Source organism: Colwellia sp. 12G3 (assembly GCF_002836775.1).
In the GTDB taxonomy this organism is placed as follows: Bacteria; Pseudomonadota; Gammaproteobacteria; order Enterobacterales; family Alteromonadaceae; genus Colwellia.
Genome location: NZ_PJAQ01000043.1, coordinates 183,592 through 201,690 on the forward strand (window position 1 = coordinate 183,592; position 18,099 = coordinate 201,690).

The 18,099-nt window shown below is 36.9% G+C and carries 12 protein-coding genes; 8 read left to right on the forward strand and 4 right to left on the reverse strand.

From position 1 onward, the window contains the following. Positions 1-4: 4 nt before the first annotated feature. Genes CXF71_RS10900 through CXF71_RS10910 form a run of 3 tightly spaced genes read left to right on the forward strand, consistent with a single transcriptional unit; the run spans position 5 to position 4,730 of the window. A complete protein-coding gene (locus CXF71_RS10900) occupies positions 5-1,171 on the forward strand; it encodes a response regulator (protein WP_101232979.1) in 1,167 nt (388 codons plus the stop codon). Next, positions 1,168-3,342, forward strand: coding sequence for an ATP-binding protein (locus tag CXF71_RS10905; RefSeq protein ID WP_101232980.1), 2,175 nt, complete (start codon positions 1,168-1,170; stop codon positions 3,340-3,342). Before CXF71_RS10900 ends, CXF71_RS10905 begins: the two co-directional genes overlap by 4 nt. Before the next feature lie 29 nt (positions 3,343-3,371). Further along, positions 3,372-4,730 carry a diguanylate cyclase gene (locus CXF71_RS10910; RefSeq protein WP_101232981.1) on the forward strand — a complete coding sequence of 453 codons (1,359 nt, stop codon included), beginning with the start codon at positions 3,372-3,374 and terminating at the stop codon, positions 4,728-4,730. Between the two features lie 45 nt (positions 4,731-4,775). Here CXF71_RS10910 and yfaE read toward each other — a convergent pair whose 3' ends face one another. The 4 genes from yfaE to ubiG form a co-directional block, all read right to left on the reverse strand. Beyond that, positions 4,776-5,033 carry a class I ribonucleotide reductase maintenance protein YfaE gene (yfaE, locus tag CXF71_RS10915; protein ID WP_101233102.1) on the reverse strand — a complete coding sequence of 86 codons (258 nt, stop codon included), beginning with the start codon at positions 5,031-5,033 and terminating at the stop codon, positions 4,776-4,778. A 93-nt stretch (positions 5,034-5,126) separates the two neighbouring features. After that, positions 5,127-6,257 carry a class Ia ribonucleoside-diphosphate reductase subunit beta gene (nrdB, locus tag CXF71_RS10920; RefSeq protein WP_101232982.1) on the reverse strand — a complete coding sequence of 377 codons (1,131 nt, stop codon included), beginning with the start codon at positions 6,255-6,257 and terminating at the stop codon, positions 5,127-5,129. Between the two features lie 107 nt (positions 6,258-6,364). Next, positions 6,365-8,635, reverse strand: a complete 2,271-nt coding sequence (gene nrdA, locus CXF71_RS10925) for a class 1a ribonucleoside-diphosphate reductase subunit alpha (protein WP_101232983.1) — start codon at positions 8,633-8,635, stop codon at positions 6,365-6,367. Positions 8,636-9,201: 566 nt separating this feature from the next. Continuing rightward, the gene (ubiG, locus tag CXF71_RS10930; RefSeq protein WP_101232984.1) at positions 9,202-9,942 is read right to left on the reverse strand and encodes a bifunctional 2-polyprenyl-6-hydroxyphenol methylase/3-demethylubiquinol 3-O-methyltransferase UbiG; all 741 of its coding nucleotides are present in this window, start codon (positions 9,940-9,942) and stop codon (positions 9,202-9,204) included. Between the two features lie 335 nt (positions 9,943-10,277). Between ubiG and gyrA the strand changes: the two genes are divergently transcribed. From gyrA to rpsA, 5 genes are all read left to right on the forward strand, one after another. Continuing rightward, positions 10,278-12,992, forward strand: coding sequence for a DNA topoisomerase (ATP-hydrolyzing) subunit A (gyrA, locus tag CXF71_RS10935; RefSeq protein ID WP_101232985.1), 2,715 nt, complete (start codon positions 10,278-10,280; stop codon positions 12,990-12,992). Positions 12,993-13,111: 119 nt separating this feature from the next. Continuing rightward, complete coding sequence (gene serC / locus CXF71_RS10940; RefSeq protein WP_101232986.1) at positions 13,112-14,197, forward strand: 3-phosphoserine/phosphohydroxythreonine transaminase; 1,086 nt, start codon at positions 13,112-13,114, stop codon at positions 14,195-14,197. Position 14,198: 1 nt separating this feature from the next. After that, on the forward strand, positions 14,199-15,479 hold the full coding sequence (gene aroA, locus CXF71_RS10945) for a 3-phosphoshikimate 1-carboxyvinyltransferase (protein ID WP_101232987.1): 1,281 nt from the start codon (positions 14,199-14,201) through the stop codon (positions 15,477-15,479). A gap of 86 nt (positions 15,480-15,565) precedes the next feature. After that, positions 15,566-16,246, forward strand: a complete 681-nt coding sequence (cmk, locus tag CXF71_RS10950) for a (d)CMP kinase (protein ID WP_101232988.1) — start codon at positions 15,566-15,568, stop codon at positions 16,244-16,246. A gap of 152 nt (positions 16,247-16,398) precedes the next feature. After that, complete coding sequence (rpsA, locus tag CXF71_RS10955) at positions 16,399-18,057, forward strand: 30S ribosomal protein S1 (protein ID WP_101229754.1); 1,659 nt, start codon at positions 16,399-16,401, stop codon at positions 18,055-18,057. The last annotated feature ends 42 nt before the right edge of the window (positions 18,058-18,099 follow it).

Below are 18,099 nucleotides of genomic sequence, written 5' to 3' on the forward strand. Positions count from 1 at the left end.
TAAAATGATAAAACACAATTTATTGATTATTGATGATGACATTGACTACCTAAACTTATTGGCAGAAAGTTTAGAGGATACTTTCGAGGTGAAATGTGCGAGTAACTTATCGGCTGCAGAGGATTTGCTGCGAGAAGATATTCACTTTGATATAGCGTTGATTGATGAGCATATAGGAAATGAAAAAGGCTCTATCTGGATAAAAGAGCAGCAGAGCAATGAAAACTCTCCTACTTCATTTGTTTTGTATTCTGGCATGGCCACAGAAGAAGCGCTATTGAAAGGCTTAGAATGTGGTGCAGATGACTTTTTAGCAAAGCCATTCTCGTTATTAACGCTCCATTCAAAACTTGATAAACTCATCGATTATCAAGATAAAATTCATGATTTTGAAGATGAAATAAAATCTAAAAATAACGTGATCAATGTCTCAATGGCGCAGGCTTCTAAATATGGAAGCTGTATGCAATTGACATCAAAACTCAATCATTGTTTTACCTACGAGCAAATTCGCGATGAAGTGTTTTCCTATTTCCACAGCATGGACTTACATGGTTGTATTGCATTTTACCCCATCGATGATAAGCCCAGATTTTATAGTGCTCAAAAAGGTGTTTGCTCCCCGGTAGAAATTGAAGTGATGGAGTTATTGAAAGTAAAACCTCGTCTATACCGTTTTGGTTCAAGAACCATTTTTAACCATGCGCTAGTCTCTTTATTTATACTAAACTTAGAAGAAGGCACCGTTGATACTGATATATATATTGATGCCTTAGCGTCAGTTATTGAATGTATTGGCGCTAGAATGGCTTTTATTACGTATAAAAATTCTTTGGTGTGTGTTCAAGAGCAAATAAAGCAAGCGGTGGGTTCCACTAAAAAAATGGTTGAGATATCTAAGCATCATCAACAAGAAGTAATGAATGAAATAGTGCAAAAAATGGGTACTAGCTTTCACATTTTAGATATGTCACAAGAACAAGAAGACTACCTAACAGATATGGTGCATGGAGCACTTAAAAAACACAGCCAAGATGATATTAATTTTCTAGAAGTTACTCAGTTACTTGATCAAGCGCTTAACAGTGTAGAGCAACTCCAACAGTTAAATACCGAAAATGACGAAGTTGATAATACTTATGATATTGATGATGAGGATGAACTATTTTGAACTCACAATCTCTCGACTTAACACATAAAGTACTAACCGGCATTGATGAGGCTTACTGGCAATGGGATCTCGTGAATGACAATATTTTTTATTCAGCTCAGTTAATGAAATTACTCGGCTATGCAAATGAACAGAAAACTGGTTCTAGTAGCATATGGGAGGAACATCTAGATAGTCATAACCTGGAAGTAGTCAACCAACAAATAAAGCAACACCTTAAGGGCGACATAGAACGCATTGATGTCACTATTCCAATCATCAATAATCAAGGGCATGAGTTATGGTTACATGCTGTTGGTAAAGTGGTTGAGCGTATTGATGATAGAGCGAGTTTAATGTTTGGTACAGTGAAAGATGTCACTGATACTAAGAATATGATAGTAAAATTAAAAAAACAAAATGATTGGCTCATGTTAGCTGAACGTATTAGTAACTCAGGTCATTGGCGCTTTGATATCGAGTCAGCAGCACTTGACTGGTCACCAGAAATATTTCGTATTCATGGGTTGACGAATAAATCGATAATACCCGATTTTGAGCAAGCAGTGGATGCAATGCGAGAAATAGATAGAGCTAAATTTCGTACCTGTTTTCATAATGCTATTCATCAGCAACAGCCATTTCACCTTAAAACTGTGTTAATACAACCTGCAGGTCATAAGGTTAAGGTTGAGATTATTGCAGAGGTTGAGCGAGATACTAATGGCAAAGCACTAGCGGTATTTGGTGTATATAAAGATATTACGCGTAATGAAGACTTATTTGAAAAATTAAAGCTATTAGCAATGGTTAATTTTACTATAAAAGTGCCTATATTTTTTATTGATGATAATGATAATGTTGTTTATCAAGACATATCGCCCCATTATGACGGGGCTAGTGCGGTACTCTTTAATTATATAAATTTTAGTATTACTGAATATATGGAATATAAAAAACAAGCGAAGAAACAAGGACAAATTAAAGAAAATAATGTCAGTTTTGATAAGTATACTTCAGTGTTTGACTTGTCGGTTACTTATGAAAGTGATGAAGGTATCTATATTTGGATCGTTGAGAATGTTACTGACAAATTTCGTACAGAGCAGCAACAAGTGATTTCTAATCGCTTAGCTTTGTTAGGAAATACTTTTGGTAATGTATCTCATGATATTAATAATGTATTAGGTGTTGCTCTTGGTGCCATTGAAATGTTGGAGATAAAATTCTCTCGCGGTGAAAAAGATATCTCTTCATACATAGATAGGGTCAAAAATGCGATAGATAAAGGCAAAGATGTTACCGAGAGATTATTAGCTTTTACCCGTAAGCCGACGATAAAAGTGGTTAGTTTTGACCCTATTCAAGATATTTACGAGAATCAATATTTGTTTAAGCAGTTGTTGTTAAGTACTATTAATGTCACCTTTAAATTTGAACCTATGCACTGCTTGATAAATTTCCCTCAAGGGGAGTTCATAAATATTTTATTAAATTTAGTGCTCAATGCTCAAGATGCTATCCAAGAAAAAGGGCTCAGTGGTCAAATAGAAATTTCAGCAAATTTACTGGATAATAATCGTTTAGAAATTCACGTGAAAGATAGTGGTGTTGGTATTGAAAAAGAGAACATAACTAAAATATTTGACCCTTTTTACAGTTCAAAGTCAGTAAATAAAGGCAATGGTATTGGCTTAGCAAATGTTTATAGTACTATGTATAAGCATAATGGTCTAATTCAAGTTGAAGGCTCTAGTGATATTGGTGGCGCGCACTTTACCCTTGTTTTTAAATGCAAAGTATTAAAAGAAAAATATTTACCTAAAGAGGCAATATCCTCCTCTCTAAGTTATCAAAATACTAATATTTTAGTGCTCGATGATGAAATAAGTATTGCTGAATTTGTCGCCCTGTTTTTAGATAGCAAGGGAGCGAATGTGGTTGTTGCTAATAATAAAGAGCAACTAATAGAAAAAATCAATGGTGATATTGTCTTTGATATTTTCATTACAGATATGATTTTACCTGACTTATCTGGTAAGGAGGCCGTCAATATGGTTTTAGAGAAATTTCCTGATATTAATATATTTTCAATTAGTGGCTATATTGCCATCGAAGATAGGAGCTGGGATTACCCTGTACTTAGGAAGCCATTTAATTCAAAAGAGTTAGCTGAATTTTTAGCTATTTAATAATTTGTTTGTAGTCTGGTGACTGTTTTATGATGTTAGAGAAAGAATATAGAATACTGGTTGTTGATGATGCTAAAGATACTCAGATGTTATTGGAGTTTGATCTTAGCGCCGCTGGTTACCAAGTCACATGTTGTGATTGTGGTGAAGATGCGCTCGAGTCTATGGAAACACAAGAGGTTGATCTTATTTTACTGGACATGTATATGCCAGGGCTTTCGGGATTAGAAACATTAGCTAGAATAAAGGCACAAGCCATTAGTGCTGAAATACCTGTTATTATGTTATCTGCTTCAACGGATGAAGATGAAGTTGTTGCTGCTTTAGAATTAGGGGCAGGTGATTATGTTGCAAAACCTTATGTTGCAAAAGTACTTCTTGCTCGAATGAGAACAGCGATCCGGTTAAAAGAAAAAACAGCTCAACTTGAATATTTGGCCAAGACTGACTTTCTAACGGGTATTAATAATAGGGGAAGTTTTTTTGAATTAAGTAATAATGCTATCAGTTTAGCAAAGAGAGCAGGGCAATCTTTAGTTGTAGCAATGTTTGATATCGATTTTTTTAAACAAGTAAATGATAATTATGGACATGATGCTGGTGATCAAGTGCTGCTTGCCTTTAGTCAAGGTATGATAGAAGTCTTTCGGGGCTATGATATTATCGGTAGAGTTGGTGGTGAAGAGTTTGCTGTGTGCTTACCTAATACTAGTAGAGAAAATGCTAATCTTGCTTGTGAGAGGTTTCGAAATTTTATAGAGCAACTCAGTGTTAGAATTATCAGTGACAATAACGTTGAAACAGAAATTCATATTACGGTCAGTATTGGTCTAGTATTAGCTCAAAATGACTCATTAACCATTGATGAATTATTAAAATTAGCAGACAGCGCACTTTATTACGCTAAAGAACACGGCCGTAACCAAGTAGTTGATGCCATCATTCTTGCAACGACAGATGAAAGTGACAATATAGTCGTTAGTTTAATGAATACTGATGAAATAGATAACAATAACCTTTTGCAGGACAGTGTAATTATGACGAACTTTGATGGAATCGACTTTGATGTCGGTGTGAGCAATGTATTAGGGGATGAAGATTTATTCAAAGAAATTTTAGTCATGTTTTATCAAGATCATCATCTCGATGGGGATAAATTACAAAGCGCAATACAGGAGCAAGATATAGACTCGGTCAAACACATTGCTCACACACTAAAAGGTGTTGCATGCTCTGTTGGTGCTATGGATTTATTTGAAGTAACTAAAGCACTTGATATAGCGGTTAATGATGATAAGCAGGAAGATTTTACTCGCTTATTTTCACAGCTATCACCAGAGATTAACCGAGTGATGCAAGGAATAAAATTACAGTTGGATGTTAGTTAATTGAAACTCTGTTTAGGGGCGTTCAAGTAGAAATTAGGTAATAGTCTATTCGTCTATTAGTAAGCTAATATCAGTTACAGGAACGCAACAACAAGGTAAAATTTCATTGTCACCAACAAAAGCTAAAGGCTCACCTAAAGGGTAGTTTATTTCACCTTCTATAAGTGTTATTCGACATGCACCACAAAACCCATCACGGCAATGATAATGTACTTCTACATTAGCCGACTCTAAACAATCAAGTAATGTCTGCTCATTATTTTCATAATGAACGACTTTCCCCTGAACATTTATTTTCGGCATCAATTTAATGACATCATTCAAATTTTGAGACGCATGTATTACTTTCATTCTTATTAAATAGTCTTAACTAAGGCAAATGCCATTTGTCTTTTCTTACAAGTCAAAATCGTCAAAGTCGTCTGCAGCGACTGAAGAATCAACTTGTCCAACTAAATAGCTTGATATTTCCGTTTCTTGTGGAGCAACTTGCACGTTATCGCTAACAAGGTAGGAGTTCATCCAAGGCAAAGGGTTACTCTTAATGTCATAAGGCGCATCAAAACCGATAGCAGTTAAACGTTGATTAGAAATATATTCGATATATTGATTTAAGATATCAGCATTAAGACCGATCATTGAACCATCTTTAAATAAATACTGAGCCCATTCTTTTTCTTGTTCAACAACATCTAAAAATATCTGTAAACCCTCATCACGAAGTTCTTCACTAATCAGTTTCATTTCAGGATCATCTTTACCTGATTTCCAATTATTAAGAATATGTTGAGTGCCCGTTAAATGAAGTGCTTCGTCGCGAGCAATCAATTTTATAATTTTGGCATTGCCTTCAAGTAACTCACGTTCAGCAAAAGCAAATGAACAAGCAAAACTTACGTAAAAACGAATAGCTTCTAACGCATTAACCGAACAAACAGCAAGGAATAAACGTTCTTTAAGTTTTCTGGTGGTTACTTCAACTGTTCTGCCTTCAACTTCATACGTACCTTCACCTTGTGATTGAAGTAACTGTGTTGTAAGAATTACATCATCGAAGTATTTAGCAATACTAGAAGCACGTTTTAAAATCGCAGGATTCACGATAATATCATCGAATATCTCACCCGGTTCAGTAAATAAATTACGTAAAATATGGGTGTAAGAACGTGAATGAATGGTTTCACTAAAGGCCCATGTTTCTACCCATGTCTCTACTTCAGGTAAGGATACTAAAGGTAAAAACACTGCATTTACCGAGCGAGCAGCCATTGAATCTAATAGAGTCTGGTATTTTAAGTTAGATATAAAGATGTGTTTTTCAGAATCTGTTAGGCTCTGCCAATCAGCTCTATCTTTTGATACATCGACTTCTTCAGGACGCCAAAAGAAACTAAGTTGTTTTTCAATTAATTTTTCAAACGCCATAAAACGCTGTTGATCATAGCGAGATACGTTAACACTATTGCCTAGAAACATTGGTTCTAGTAGTGCGTTATTAGGTGTTTGGTTAAACGTAGTATACGTCATGTGTTGATTCCTTTAGGACTACACAGCTGTAGTAGCAAAAGCCTAGTACTTTGCTAGGCTTTGTTTTTTATATTCAGTTTGAGATATAAGGGGATTAAGTAAAACGTTTAAATTTTACAAGCTCCACCAGCACAACTGTCATCTTCAATCTCAATGTCATCGCTGGCACCATCACGGGTGTTATGGTAATAAAGAGTTTTAACACCCAATTTATAAGCCGTTAGTATGTCTTTTAAGATTTGCTTAACGGGTACTTTACCACCTTCAAATTTATTTGGGTCATAATTAGTGTTGGCCGATATAGCTTGATCGACAAATTTTTGCATGATACCAACTAATTCTAAATAACCCTGATTACTTGGAATATTCCAGAGTAATTCATAGTTACCTTTCAGTCTTTCATATTCAGGAACAACTTGCTTTAATACACCATCTTTGCTGGCTTTAATACTGATTAGACCACGAGGTGGCTCAATACCATTCGTTGCGTTAGATATTTGTGACGATGTTTCTGAAGGCATTAATGCAGATACAGTTGAGTTTCTTACGCCGTACTTTTTAATACTTTCACGTAAGCTCTCCCAATCAAGATGAAGTTGCTCACCAGTGATGTCATCGATTGCCTTTTTATAAGTATCAATCGGTAAAATCCCTTTCGATAAACGGGTTTCATCAAACTTAGGACATGCCCCTTGTTCTTTAGCTAATTGATTAGTCGCTTTTAATAAATAGAATTGAATCGCTTCAAAGGTACGATGCGTTAAGTTATTTGCACTACCGTTTGAATAGTAAAGACCATTTTTAGCAAGGTAATATGCATAATTAATAACGCCTATACCCAACGTTCTACGTGCCATACTGGCACTTTTCGCAGCAGCAATAGGATAATCTTGATAATCTAATAAACTATCTAAAGCGCGAACGGCTAAATCAGCTAACCCTTCTAATTCATCTAATGAATCGATAGCACCGAGGTTAAATGCCGATAAGGTACAAAGGGCAATTTCGCCATTCTCATCATTAATATCATTCATCGGTTTAGTGGGTAAAGCTATCTCTAAACACAAGTTACTCTGACGAATAGCGGCTTTAGTTGGTTCAAATGGGCTATGCGTATTGCAGTGATCAACATTTTGTAGGTAGATACGACCAGTGCTTGCACGCTCTTGAGCAAATAAGGTAAATAGTTCAATAGCTTTAATACGTTTTTTACGAATAGAGTCGTCGTTTTCATATTGTTCATATAAACGTTCAAACTTTTCTTGGTCTTCAAAAAAAGCATCATAAAGTCCTGGAACATCGCTAGGACTAAATAAGGTAATAGAGCCACCTTTAATTAAACGTTGATACATCAGCTTATTAAATTGCACACCGTAATCTAGATGACGTACACGATTTTCTTCTACGCCACGGTTATTTTTAAGTACTAATAAACTTTCAACTTCAAGATGCCACAAAGGATAAAATAATGTAGCCGCGCCACCGCGTACCCCACCTTGTGAACAACTTTTAACAGCGGTTTGGAAATGCTTAAAGAAAGGTATACATCCTGTATGAAATGCTTCACCATTTCTTATAGTACTACCTAAAGCACGAATGCGACCTGCATTTACACCTATACCAGCGCGTTGAGATACATACTTAACGATAGCGCTTGATGTCGCATTGATTGAATCTAAACTATCGCCACATTCAATTAATACACAAGATGAGAATTGACGTGTTGGTGTACGAACACCAGCCATAATGGGTGTAGGTAATGATATTTTAAAACGGGAAATTGCGTGATAAAAATTTTCTACATAAGTTAAGCGAGTATCAGCGGGGTATTTAGCAAATAAACAGGCCGCCACTAAAATATATAGAAACTGAGCACTTTCGTAAATTTCACCAGTCACTCGGTTTTGTACTAAATACTTACCTTCAAGTTGTTTCATGGCAGCATAACTGAAGTTTAGATCGCGACTATGGTCCATAAAACTGGCCATATGTTCAAAGTCATCTTTAGTATAATCTGCTAATAAGTGTTGATCGTATTTGCCAGCTTCAACTAATTTTACCACATGATCATAAAGAGCTGGTGGCTCGAATTGTCCATAAGCTTTTTTACGTAAATGAAAGACAGCTAAGCGAGCAGCTAAGTATTGATAGTCTGGAGTTTCCTCAGATATCAAGTCAGCAGCAGCTTTAATAATTGTTTCATGAATATCTTCAGTTTTGATACCGTCATAAAACTGAATGTGAGATTTCAATTCAACTTGAGAAACTGATACGTGTTCTAAACCATCAGCAGCCCAAGCAATAACTCGGTGGATTTTTTCTAAATCAATGGTTTCTTTTTTACCATTTCGTTTAGTTACAGAAAGGTTGTTATTCATGAAATACCTGCAAAGCGATTATTGTTATTGTTTATTATTCCTAATAAAAGGATCTAAAACGTCCCTAATAAAAAACCCCACATACGTATTAGAAATAAGTGACTAAATACGTAGTATTAAAAATAACAACTGGGCATCAAATGCACAATATCTAGGGTTTTTTATAATTCTAGACACAAGATAGTGAGGTTTACCCTGTTTTGCAAGAGATAAAACAAGTTGATCTTTGTGAATATTTTTGCCTTGTTTTTAGGGTTAGTGATGACTAACCTAGCAAGACTTTTTCATTTTGGAATTTACTAAAAGCAACGATTATTTTATTTTATTTAACGCTAATCATTTTGATAAATTATTTTTGTTAAATATTCATGTTCACTATAGTTAATTAATCTAAATAAAATAAACTACTTGTTTTACAGTGGTTTACGTGGATTTGACTGGTGTAGATTAATGTTTAAACAACTTGATTGTTTATACAACAATAATTCAACACTTAGCTGAAGCAATAGATTTATCACTAATGAGTACTCCTTCAGCTATATAGTAAGCATTATTCGTGAGTATTTTTAAAGCTTTCGACAACACAATATATAATTGACATCAAGGGAGTCCGTTAGCTTATGATTTCCAGTCATGGGATTGTAATGAATGCCACTCGCATCAATACACTTTAAATCATATTCTTCAGCCCAGCTAATCAGTTGTGATGGGCGAATAAACTTATCATGGTCATGAGTACCATCAGGAACGATTTTGAGCAGTTTTTCTGCGGCAACAATGGCAAGTAGATAGGCTTTTATACTTTTGTTCAGGGTTGAAAAGAATATCAAGCCTCCTGGTTTTACTAAAGTAGAACATGCTTGAATTACCGACGCTGGGTCAGGCACATGTTCTAACATTTCCATACAGGTCACTATATCGAAGCTGGCTGGATTTTTTACTGCTTTTTCTTCTGCAGTAATTTTTTCATAATTGATAGACAAGCCCGTTTCTAGGGCATGTAGTTTAGCGATATTTAACGGCTCACTACCCATATCAATACCTGTTACTTTAGAACCAAGTTTTGCAAGCGATTCAGACAATATACCGCCACCACAACCCACATCAATAACTTGCTTGTCATAAAAACCATTACTTGAGTGAACATCATTAACCCCAAGAGCAATGTGTTGACTTATAAATTGCACTCTTAATGGGTTAATTTGATGCAAGGGCTTAAAATCACCAGTTAAATCCCACCATTGACTAGCAACTTGCTCGAATTTTGCGATTTCATCTTCATTTACGTTAAGAGGTTTAGTTGACATATACTCACTACTTTAAATTAACTTTCAATATCTCGATTCTAAACGAAAGTCATTTTTAAACAAAGGGGATAGATCAAATCTAGGCTTTTTAGGTGCTTTTTAGGTGCTTTTTTAAGCTGATCATTAGCCCTAAAAAAACCTTTAAATAAAGCTGTATGGCATCAACAATTTTTATGCTAGTATGCTGCGTTGATTACTATTATTAGTGTCTGTTATATAACAATTACATAACAATAAAATCTTTAAAATACTGTTTATTCAATACTAAAAATTAGCCTTGCTATATAAAAGAGTATTGTTAAGCAAAAGAATTAGTTAAGGGATACCATCGATTTATGTCCGATCTGGCCAAACAAATAGTTCCAGTTAATATTGAAGATGAACTAAAAACCTCCTATTTAGATTATGCCATGAGTGTAATAGTTGGGCGCGCATTGCCTGACGTTCGTGATGGCTTAAAACCTGTACATCGTCGGGTGTTATTCGCCATGGACGTACTAGGTAATGATTGGAATAAAGCCTATAAAAAATCAGCCCGTGTGGTTGGTGACGTTATAGGTAAATATCACCCTCATGGTGATACAGCTGTCTACGATACAATCGTTCGTATGGCACAGCCATTCTCCTTACGTTACATGCTTGTCGATGGACAAGGTAACTTCGGCTCTGTTGATGGTGATAGCGCAGCAGCAATGCGTTATACCGAAATTAGAATGTCTAAAATTGCACATTCTATTCTTGCCGATTTAGATAAAGAAACCGTTGACTTTGTACCTAACTATGATGGTACCGAGTACATACCAGCGGTTATGCCAACCCGTGTACCTAATTTACTCGTTAATGGTACGTCAGGTATTGCTGTTGGTATGGCAACCAATATTCCACCGCATAATTTAACTGAAGTTATCAATGCCTGTTTAGCGCTTATTGATAATAGTGAATTAACGTTTGAAGAAATTTTACAGCATATCCCTGGTCCTGACTTTCCAACGGCAGGTATCATTAGTGGCCGAGCTGGCATTGAAGAAGCCTACCGCACTGGCCGTGGTAAAATAAAGATCCGTGCTCGTGCAAGCATTGAAGTGCATGAAACCACGGGTAAAGAAACAATAATTGTTCACGAACTGCCTTATCAAGTAAACAAAGCGCGCTTAATTGAAAAAATGGCTGAGCTTGTTAAAGAAAAACGTCTTGAAGGTATTTCGGCTTTACGTGATGAATCTGATAAAGACGGCATGCGCATGGTTATTGAAATCAAGCGTGGTGAAGTGGGTGAAGTTGTTTTAAATAACTTATACAAACTGACACAAATGCAAGTTTCTTTTGGTTTAAATATGGTGGCATTAACCAATGGCCAACCTAAAATATTTAATATTAAAGAAATGTTAGAAGCGTTTGTCTTACATCGCCGTGAAGTTGTTACTCGTCGTACTATATTCGAATTAAGAAAAGCGCGTGACCGTGCACATATCTTAGAAGGTTTATCAATTGCTTTAGCAAATATAGACCCGATCATTGAAATGATTAAAAATTCGAACAACAGAAAAGAGTCTGAAGAAAAGCTTATTGCTCAAGGTTGGGAACTAGGTAATGTTGCTAACATGCTCAGCGAAGCGGGTAATGATGCAGCACGTCCTGAGTGGTTAGAGCCTGAATATGGTATTCGTGATGGTTTATATTACTTAACCGCCGAGCAAGCAAAAGCAATCGTCGACCTACAGTTATACAAATTATCTGGCATGGAACACGATAAGATTCTAAGCGAGTACAAAGCGTTATTAGACCTGATTGCAGAATTAATGCATATTTTGGCTACGCCAGCTCGCTTAATGGAAGTGATTTGTGAAGAGCTTGTTGCCATTCGTGATGAATTTGGTGATGAGCGTAGAACTGAAATTACTAATGCTTCGCATGATTTGTCTTTAGAAGACTTAATCACTGAAGAAGATGTTGTAGTAACGTTGTCACATGAAGGTTATGTTAAATACCAGATATTAAGTGATTATGAATCTCAACGTCGTGGTGGTAAAGGCAAAGCCGCAACTAAGATGAAAGAAGAAGATTTCATCGAACGTTTATTAGTGGCTAATACACATGACACTATTTTATGTTTCTCAGATCGCGGTAAATTATATTGGTTGAAAGTTTTCCAGTTACCATTAGCAAGTCGTACCGCAAGAGGTAGACCTATTGTAAACATCTTGCCGTTAGAAAGTGATGAACGTATTACCGCTATCTTACCAGTACGTGAATATGCCGATGATAAATATATCGTTATGGCAACAGCTTCAGGAACGGTTAAGAAAACTCGTTTAGATGCCTACTCGAACCAACGTGCTAACGGTATTATTGCGTTAAACCTTCGTGATGATGATACCTTAATTGGTGTTGATATTACCGATGGTAATAACGATATTATGTTGTTCTCTGATGCAGGTAAAGTTGTGCGCTTTAACGAAAAAGTGCGTGATAGCGAAACAGGTGAAATAAAGCTTGATCCAGAAACGGGTGAACAGCGTTGGGCGTTAAAACCAATTGGTCGCACAGGTACTGGCGTTCGTGGTATGAAGCTTGAAGGGGAGCAAAAAGTTGTTTCACTTATTGTGCCTAAAAATGACGGACCTATCTTAACCATTACTGAAAATGGTTTTGGTAAACGAACTGACTTAGCTGAATACCCAGCTAAAAGTAGAGCAACGAAAGGTGTTGTTTCTATTAAAGTCAGTGAACGTAATGGTAAAGTTGTTGGTGCGGTTCAAGTTGAAGAGCTTGATGAGATCATGTTAATTACTGACAGCGGTACGTTAGTTCGAACTCGTGTTAATGAAGTAAGTGTTATCGGTCGTAATACTCAAGGTGTGCGTTTAATACGTACTGCTGATGATGAACACGTGGTTGCACTACAACGTATTGATGAAATTGAAGAGCCCGAACAGCTTGAAGAAGTTGTCGAAGGTAATGAAGTTATTGAAACGAGTGCAGAGCATAATCCTGAGCATAATGCTCAACAGGATGTTACTGATAGCTCACAAGACGACAATCAAGAATAATTGTCGTAGTAACATTAAAAAGGCGGCTAATAACCGCCTTTTTTAATGTTATTTTTTAAGTAAAAAGTCTTAAATAAAACCAAGCAATCCAAATAGCAGTTAAGATAATAGGAATGATAATGTCAGAAGTTTTTAATTTTTGTGCTGGCCCTGCCATGTTGCCAAAACCTGTAATGGTAAAAGCACAACAAGAGTTTGTTAATTGGCAAGGGACGGGTAGTTCTGTGATGGAGTTAAGCCATCGTAGCGGTATTTACATGGCAATGGCTGCACAAGCGGAAGCAGATTTGCGTGAGCTCATGTCTATTCCAGATAATTATAAAGTTTTGTTTTGTCATGGTGGCGGGCGTGGACAATTCTCTGCTGTTCCATTGAATTTATTACCTGCAGGAAAAATGGCTGATTACATTGTTGATGGCTCATGGTCTAAAGCTGCAGCAGCCGAAGCAAAAAACTTTGGTGATATTAATGTTATTAACATCACCAAAGAAGATAATGGTAATATTAGTGTCCTTAACCCAACAGAATGGCCAATAAGTCCCAACGCGGCTTATGTTCATTATTGCCCAAATGAAACTGTTAACGGTATCGAAATTAATGAAATACCAGAAACTAATGGTGTGCCTTTAGTTGCTGATATGTCTTCAACTATTTTATCCCATGAAGTCGACGTTAGTAAGTTTGGCTTAATCTATGCTGGAGCACAAAAAAATATCGGCCCATCGGGATTAACCATTGTTATTGTTCGAGAAGACTTATTAGGTCATGCTCAAATAGCAACTCCATGTATCATGAATTACAAATTAGCTGCAGATAATGACTCAATGTATAACACCCCACCAACATATGCTTGGTATCTTGCTGGTTTAGTCTTTCAGTGGCTAAAAGAGTTAGGTGGTGTAAAAGCCATTGCTAAAGTAAACAAAGCTAAAGCTGAGTTACTTTATCAAGCGATAGATAACAGTGAATTTTACCTTAATCACATAGACTCGCAGTATCGTAGCAAGATGAATATTCCTTTTTGGCTAAAAGATGAAACTTTAAATAACAAGTTCTTAAGTGAATCAGAAGCTGCGGGTTTAACTGCACTCGAAGGTCATAGAATGGTTGGAGGAATGCGCGCAAGCATCTATAACGCAATGCCACTTGAAGGTGTACAGGCGCTTGTAGAATTTATGCAACAATTTGAACAGAGGAATAGGTAACGTGGAACAGTTAACATTAAACCCGATAGCTAAAATTAATGGCGAAATATTTTTACCTGGTTCAAAAAGCTTATCGAACCGCGCATTGCTCATTGCGGCCTTAGCGAATGGTGTTACAAAAATTACTAACTTATTAGTGAGTGATGACATTAATCACATGTTAGATGCGTTAAAAAGCCTTGGTATTGAATATACGTTAAGTGATTGTGGCACAGAGTGCACAGTTGTCGGTAATAATGGATTTTTTAATGCCAAAGAACCATTGGAATTGTACTTAGGTAACGCGGGCACCGCGATGCGTCCATTGTGCGCAGCACTTGCAGCGAGTAAGGGCGAATTTATCTTAACTGGCGAACCAAGAATGAAAGAGCGACCTATTGGACATTTGGTTGATGCTTTAGAACAGCTTGGTAGCGATATAGAATACTTGGAAAATAAAGATTACCCACCCGTAAGAATTAAGGGCAAAGCGTTAACTGGTAATACAGTGACTATCGATGGATCTATATCGAGTCAATTTTTAACAGCGATTTTGATGATTTCACCTTTATTAGACACTGATACCACAATAGAAATCGAGGGTGAATTAGTTTCAAAGCCTTATATTGATATTACACTTGATATTATGCGTAGATTTAATGTTAATGTTCAAAATAATGATTATAAGTCTTTCAGTGTTAGTGGTAATCAGTCATATCAAGCGCAAGAAAAATATATGGTGGAGGGTGATGCATCATCTGCCTCATACTTCTTAGCTGCAGCGGCTATCAAAGGCGGTCAGGTCACTGTTCATGGTGTTGGTAAACTAAGTGTTCAGGGTGATAAGCACTTTGCCGATGTGCTTGAAAAAATGGGCGCAGAAGTTCATTGGAAGGATGAGTCAATCACGGTTGTTGGAAAACCCTTAACAGCAGTTGATATGGATATGAATCACATACCTGATGCAGCAATGACCATTGCAACTACGGCACTCTTTGCCACAGGCTCAACAACCATTCGAAATATTTATAATTGGCGTGTAAAGGAAACCGACCGTTTAACAGCGATGGCTACTGAGTTAAGAAAAGTTGGTGCCGAGGTCGTTGAAGGTGAAGATTACATAACTATTACACCACCTAAGACGCTAAAGTATGCTGAAATTGATACCTACAATGACCATAGAGTAGCGATGTGTTTTTCACTTGTTGCATTGGGTAACACACCCGTTACCATTAATGATCCTAAGTGTACGGCTAAAACATTTCCTGATTATTTTGACAAGCTAGCACAAGTTTCTTGTTAATTATTTTAGAGAAAAACATTTTTATGCGATTTTACGATATAAATCCCGTATAATTTCGCCGATTTTCGATGTTAGGAGAAAAAGGTATGCAGGAAAGCAATCCGGTAATTACCATTGATGGCCCAAGTGGAGCAGGGAAAGGAACCGTTGCTAGAATAGTTGCGGATCAATTGGGTTGGCAACTTCTAGACAGTGGTGCTATTTACCGTGTCTTAGCAGTAGCGATTCAGCATCATCAACTTGCTTTAGATGATGAAGAAGCTTTGATTCCAATGGCTGCCCATCTAGATGTGCAATTTCAAATTAATAGCCAAGGAGAAAGTAAAGTTATTCTAGAAGGCGAGAATGTAACTGATATTATACGCACTGAAGAAATTGGTGAGTTAGCATCAAAAATAGCTGCATTCCCACGTGTTAGAGAAGCACTTTTACGAAGACAACGCGCTTTTAGTGTCAGCCCAGGCTTAGTTGCCGATGGACGTGACATGGGCACGGTTGTTTTTACGCAAGCACCAGTAAAAATATTCTTGACTGCCAGCGCTGATGAACGTGCACAACGACGATTTAATCAGTTGAAAGAAAAGGGAATTGATGTTAAGATCGGTCGCCTTTTGGATGACATACGTCAGCGAGATGAGCGGGATCAAAACCGAAAGGTAGCTCCACTTATCCCGGCAGAAGGAGCGTTAATTATTGATTCTACTGATATTTCTATAACGGAAGTGGTCAATAAAATCCTTATTTTTGCAAATGGCAAATTAACGTAAAACAAACAGCTTTGTGCTAGCGTAATCATTAATACCAGCTAGTATTAAAGAACTTTTAATAGAAAGCCTACTGTATGGACACACTGGGCATACTTAATAACCCCATGAAACAATGACGTTGACTGGATTAATAGCTGAGTTTATAACAAGTTATGGAAAATTTTGCACAACTTTTTGAAGAAAGTTTAAAAGAAATCGAAACACGTCCTGGATCAATCATCCGTGGAACAATCGTAGCCGTTAACAAAGACAATGTAATTGTCGATGCGGGCTTAAAATCTGAGAGTGTTATCTCAATTGATCAATTTAAAAACGCTGCTGGTGAAGTTGAAGTAGTTGTTGGTGATGAAATCGACGTAGCCTTAGATGCAACAGATGATGGTTTCGGTGAAACTATTCTATCTCGTGAAAAAGCAAAACGTCACGAAGCATGGCAAGTGCTTGAAAAAGCATACGAAGAAAAAGAAACTGTTATCGGTGTTATCAACGGTAAAGTTAAAGGTGGTTTCACTGTTGAAGTTAGCGATATCCGTGCTTTCTTACCAGGTTCATTAGTAGATGTTCGTCCAGTACGTGACACTGCTCACCTTGAAGGCAAGCCTCTAGAATTTAAAGTTATTAAGCTTGATCAAAAGCGTAATAACGTAGTTGTTTCACGTCGTGCTGTAATCGAAGCTGAAGGTAGCGCAGAACGTGATGAATTACTTGAGTCATTAGCAGAAGGCCAAGAAGTTAAAGGTATCGTTAAGAACCTTACTGACTACGGCGCATTTGTTGACTTAGGCGGCATTGATGGTTTACTACATATCACAGATATGGCTTGGAAACGCGTTAAGCACCCAAGTGAAATCGTAAATGTTGGCGATGAAATACAAGTTAAAGTATTGAAGTTCGACCGTGAGCGCACTCGTGTATCTCTAGGTATGAAGCAGTTAGGCGAAGATCCATGGGTAGCAATTGCTAACCGTTACCCAGAAGGTTCTAAACTTTCTGGTCGCGTAACTAACTTAACTGACTACGGTTGTTTCGTTGAAATCCAAGAAGGCGTTGAAGGTTTAGTTCACGTTTCTGAAATGGATTGGACTAACAAAAACATCCACCCATCTAAAGTTGTTAACTTAGGTGACACAGTTGAAGTTCTAGTATTAGAAATTGATGAAGAACGTCGTCGTATTTCTTTAGGTCTTAAACAGTGTATTGCTAACCCTTGGGAAGAGTTTGCTAAAAACTTCAACAAAGGCGACAAAGTATCAGGTAAAATCAAGTCAATCACTGACTTTGGTATCTTTATCGGTCTTGACGGCGGCATTGATGGTTTAGTTCACTTATCTGATATTTCATGGGCTGGCGGTGAAGAAGCTGTTCGTGATTATAAGAAAGGCGATGAAATCGACGCTATCGTTCTTCAAGTTGACCCAGAACGTGAGCGTATCTCGTTAGGCGTTAAACAAGCTGAAGACGATCCGTTCAATATGTATCTTGCAGATAAGAAAAAAGGTGCTATTGTTAACGGTAAGGTAACTGAAGTTGATGCTAAAGGCGCAACTATCTTGTTAGCTGAAAGTGTTGAAGGCTACCTACGTGTTAGCGACATTTCTGTAGAGCGTATCGAAGATGCATCTACAGTATTAAAAGTTGGTGACGACGTTGAAGCTAGATTTATGGGTGTGGATCGTAAGAACCGTACTATTAGTCTATCTATCAAAGCAAAAGATCAAGCTGATGAACGTGAAGCAATGGATAACCTAAACCAAGTAGAAGAAACTGGTTTAAGTGCTATGGCTGCAGCGTTTAAAAACGCTAAAAACTAATATTCCTTAACCGGAAATAGTTTTACTTTGCAATGGTGCTGT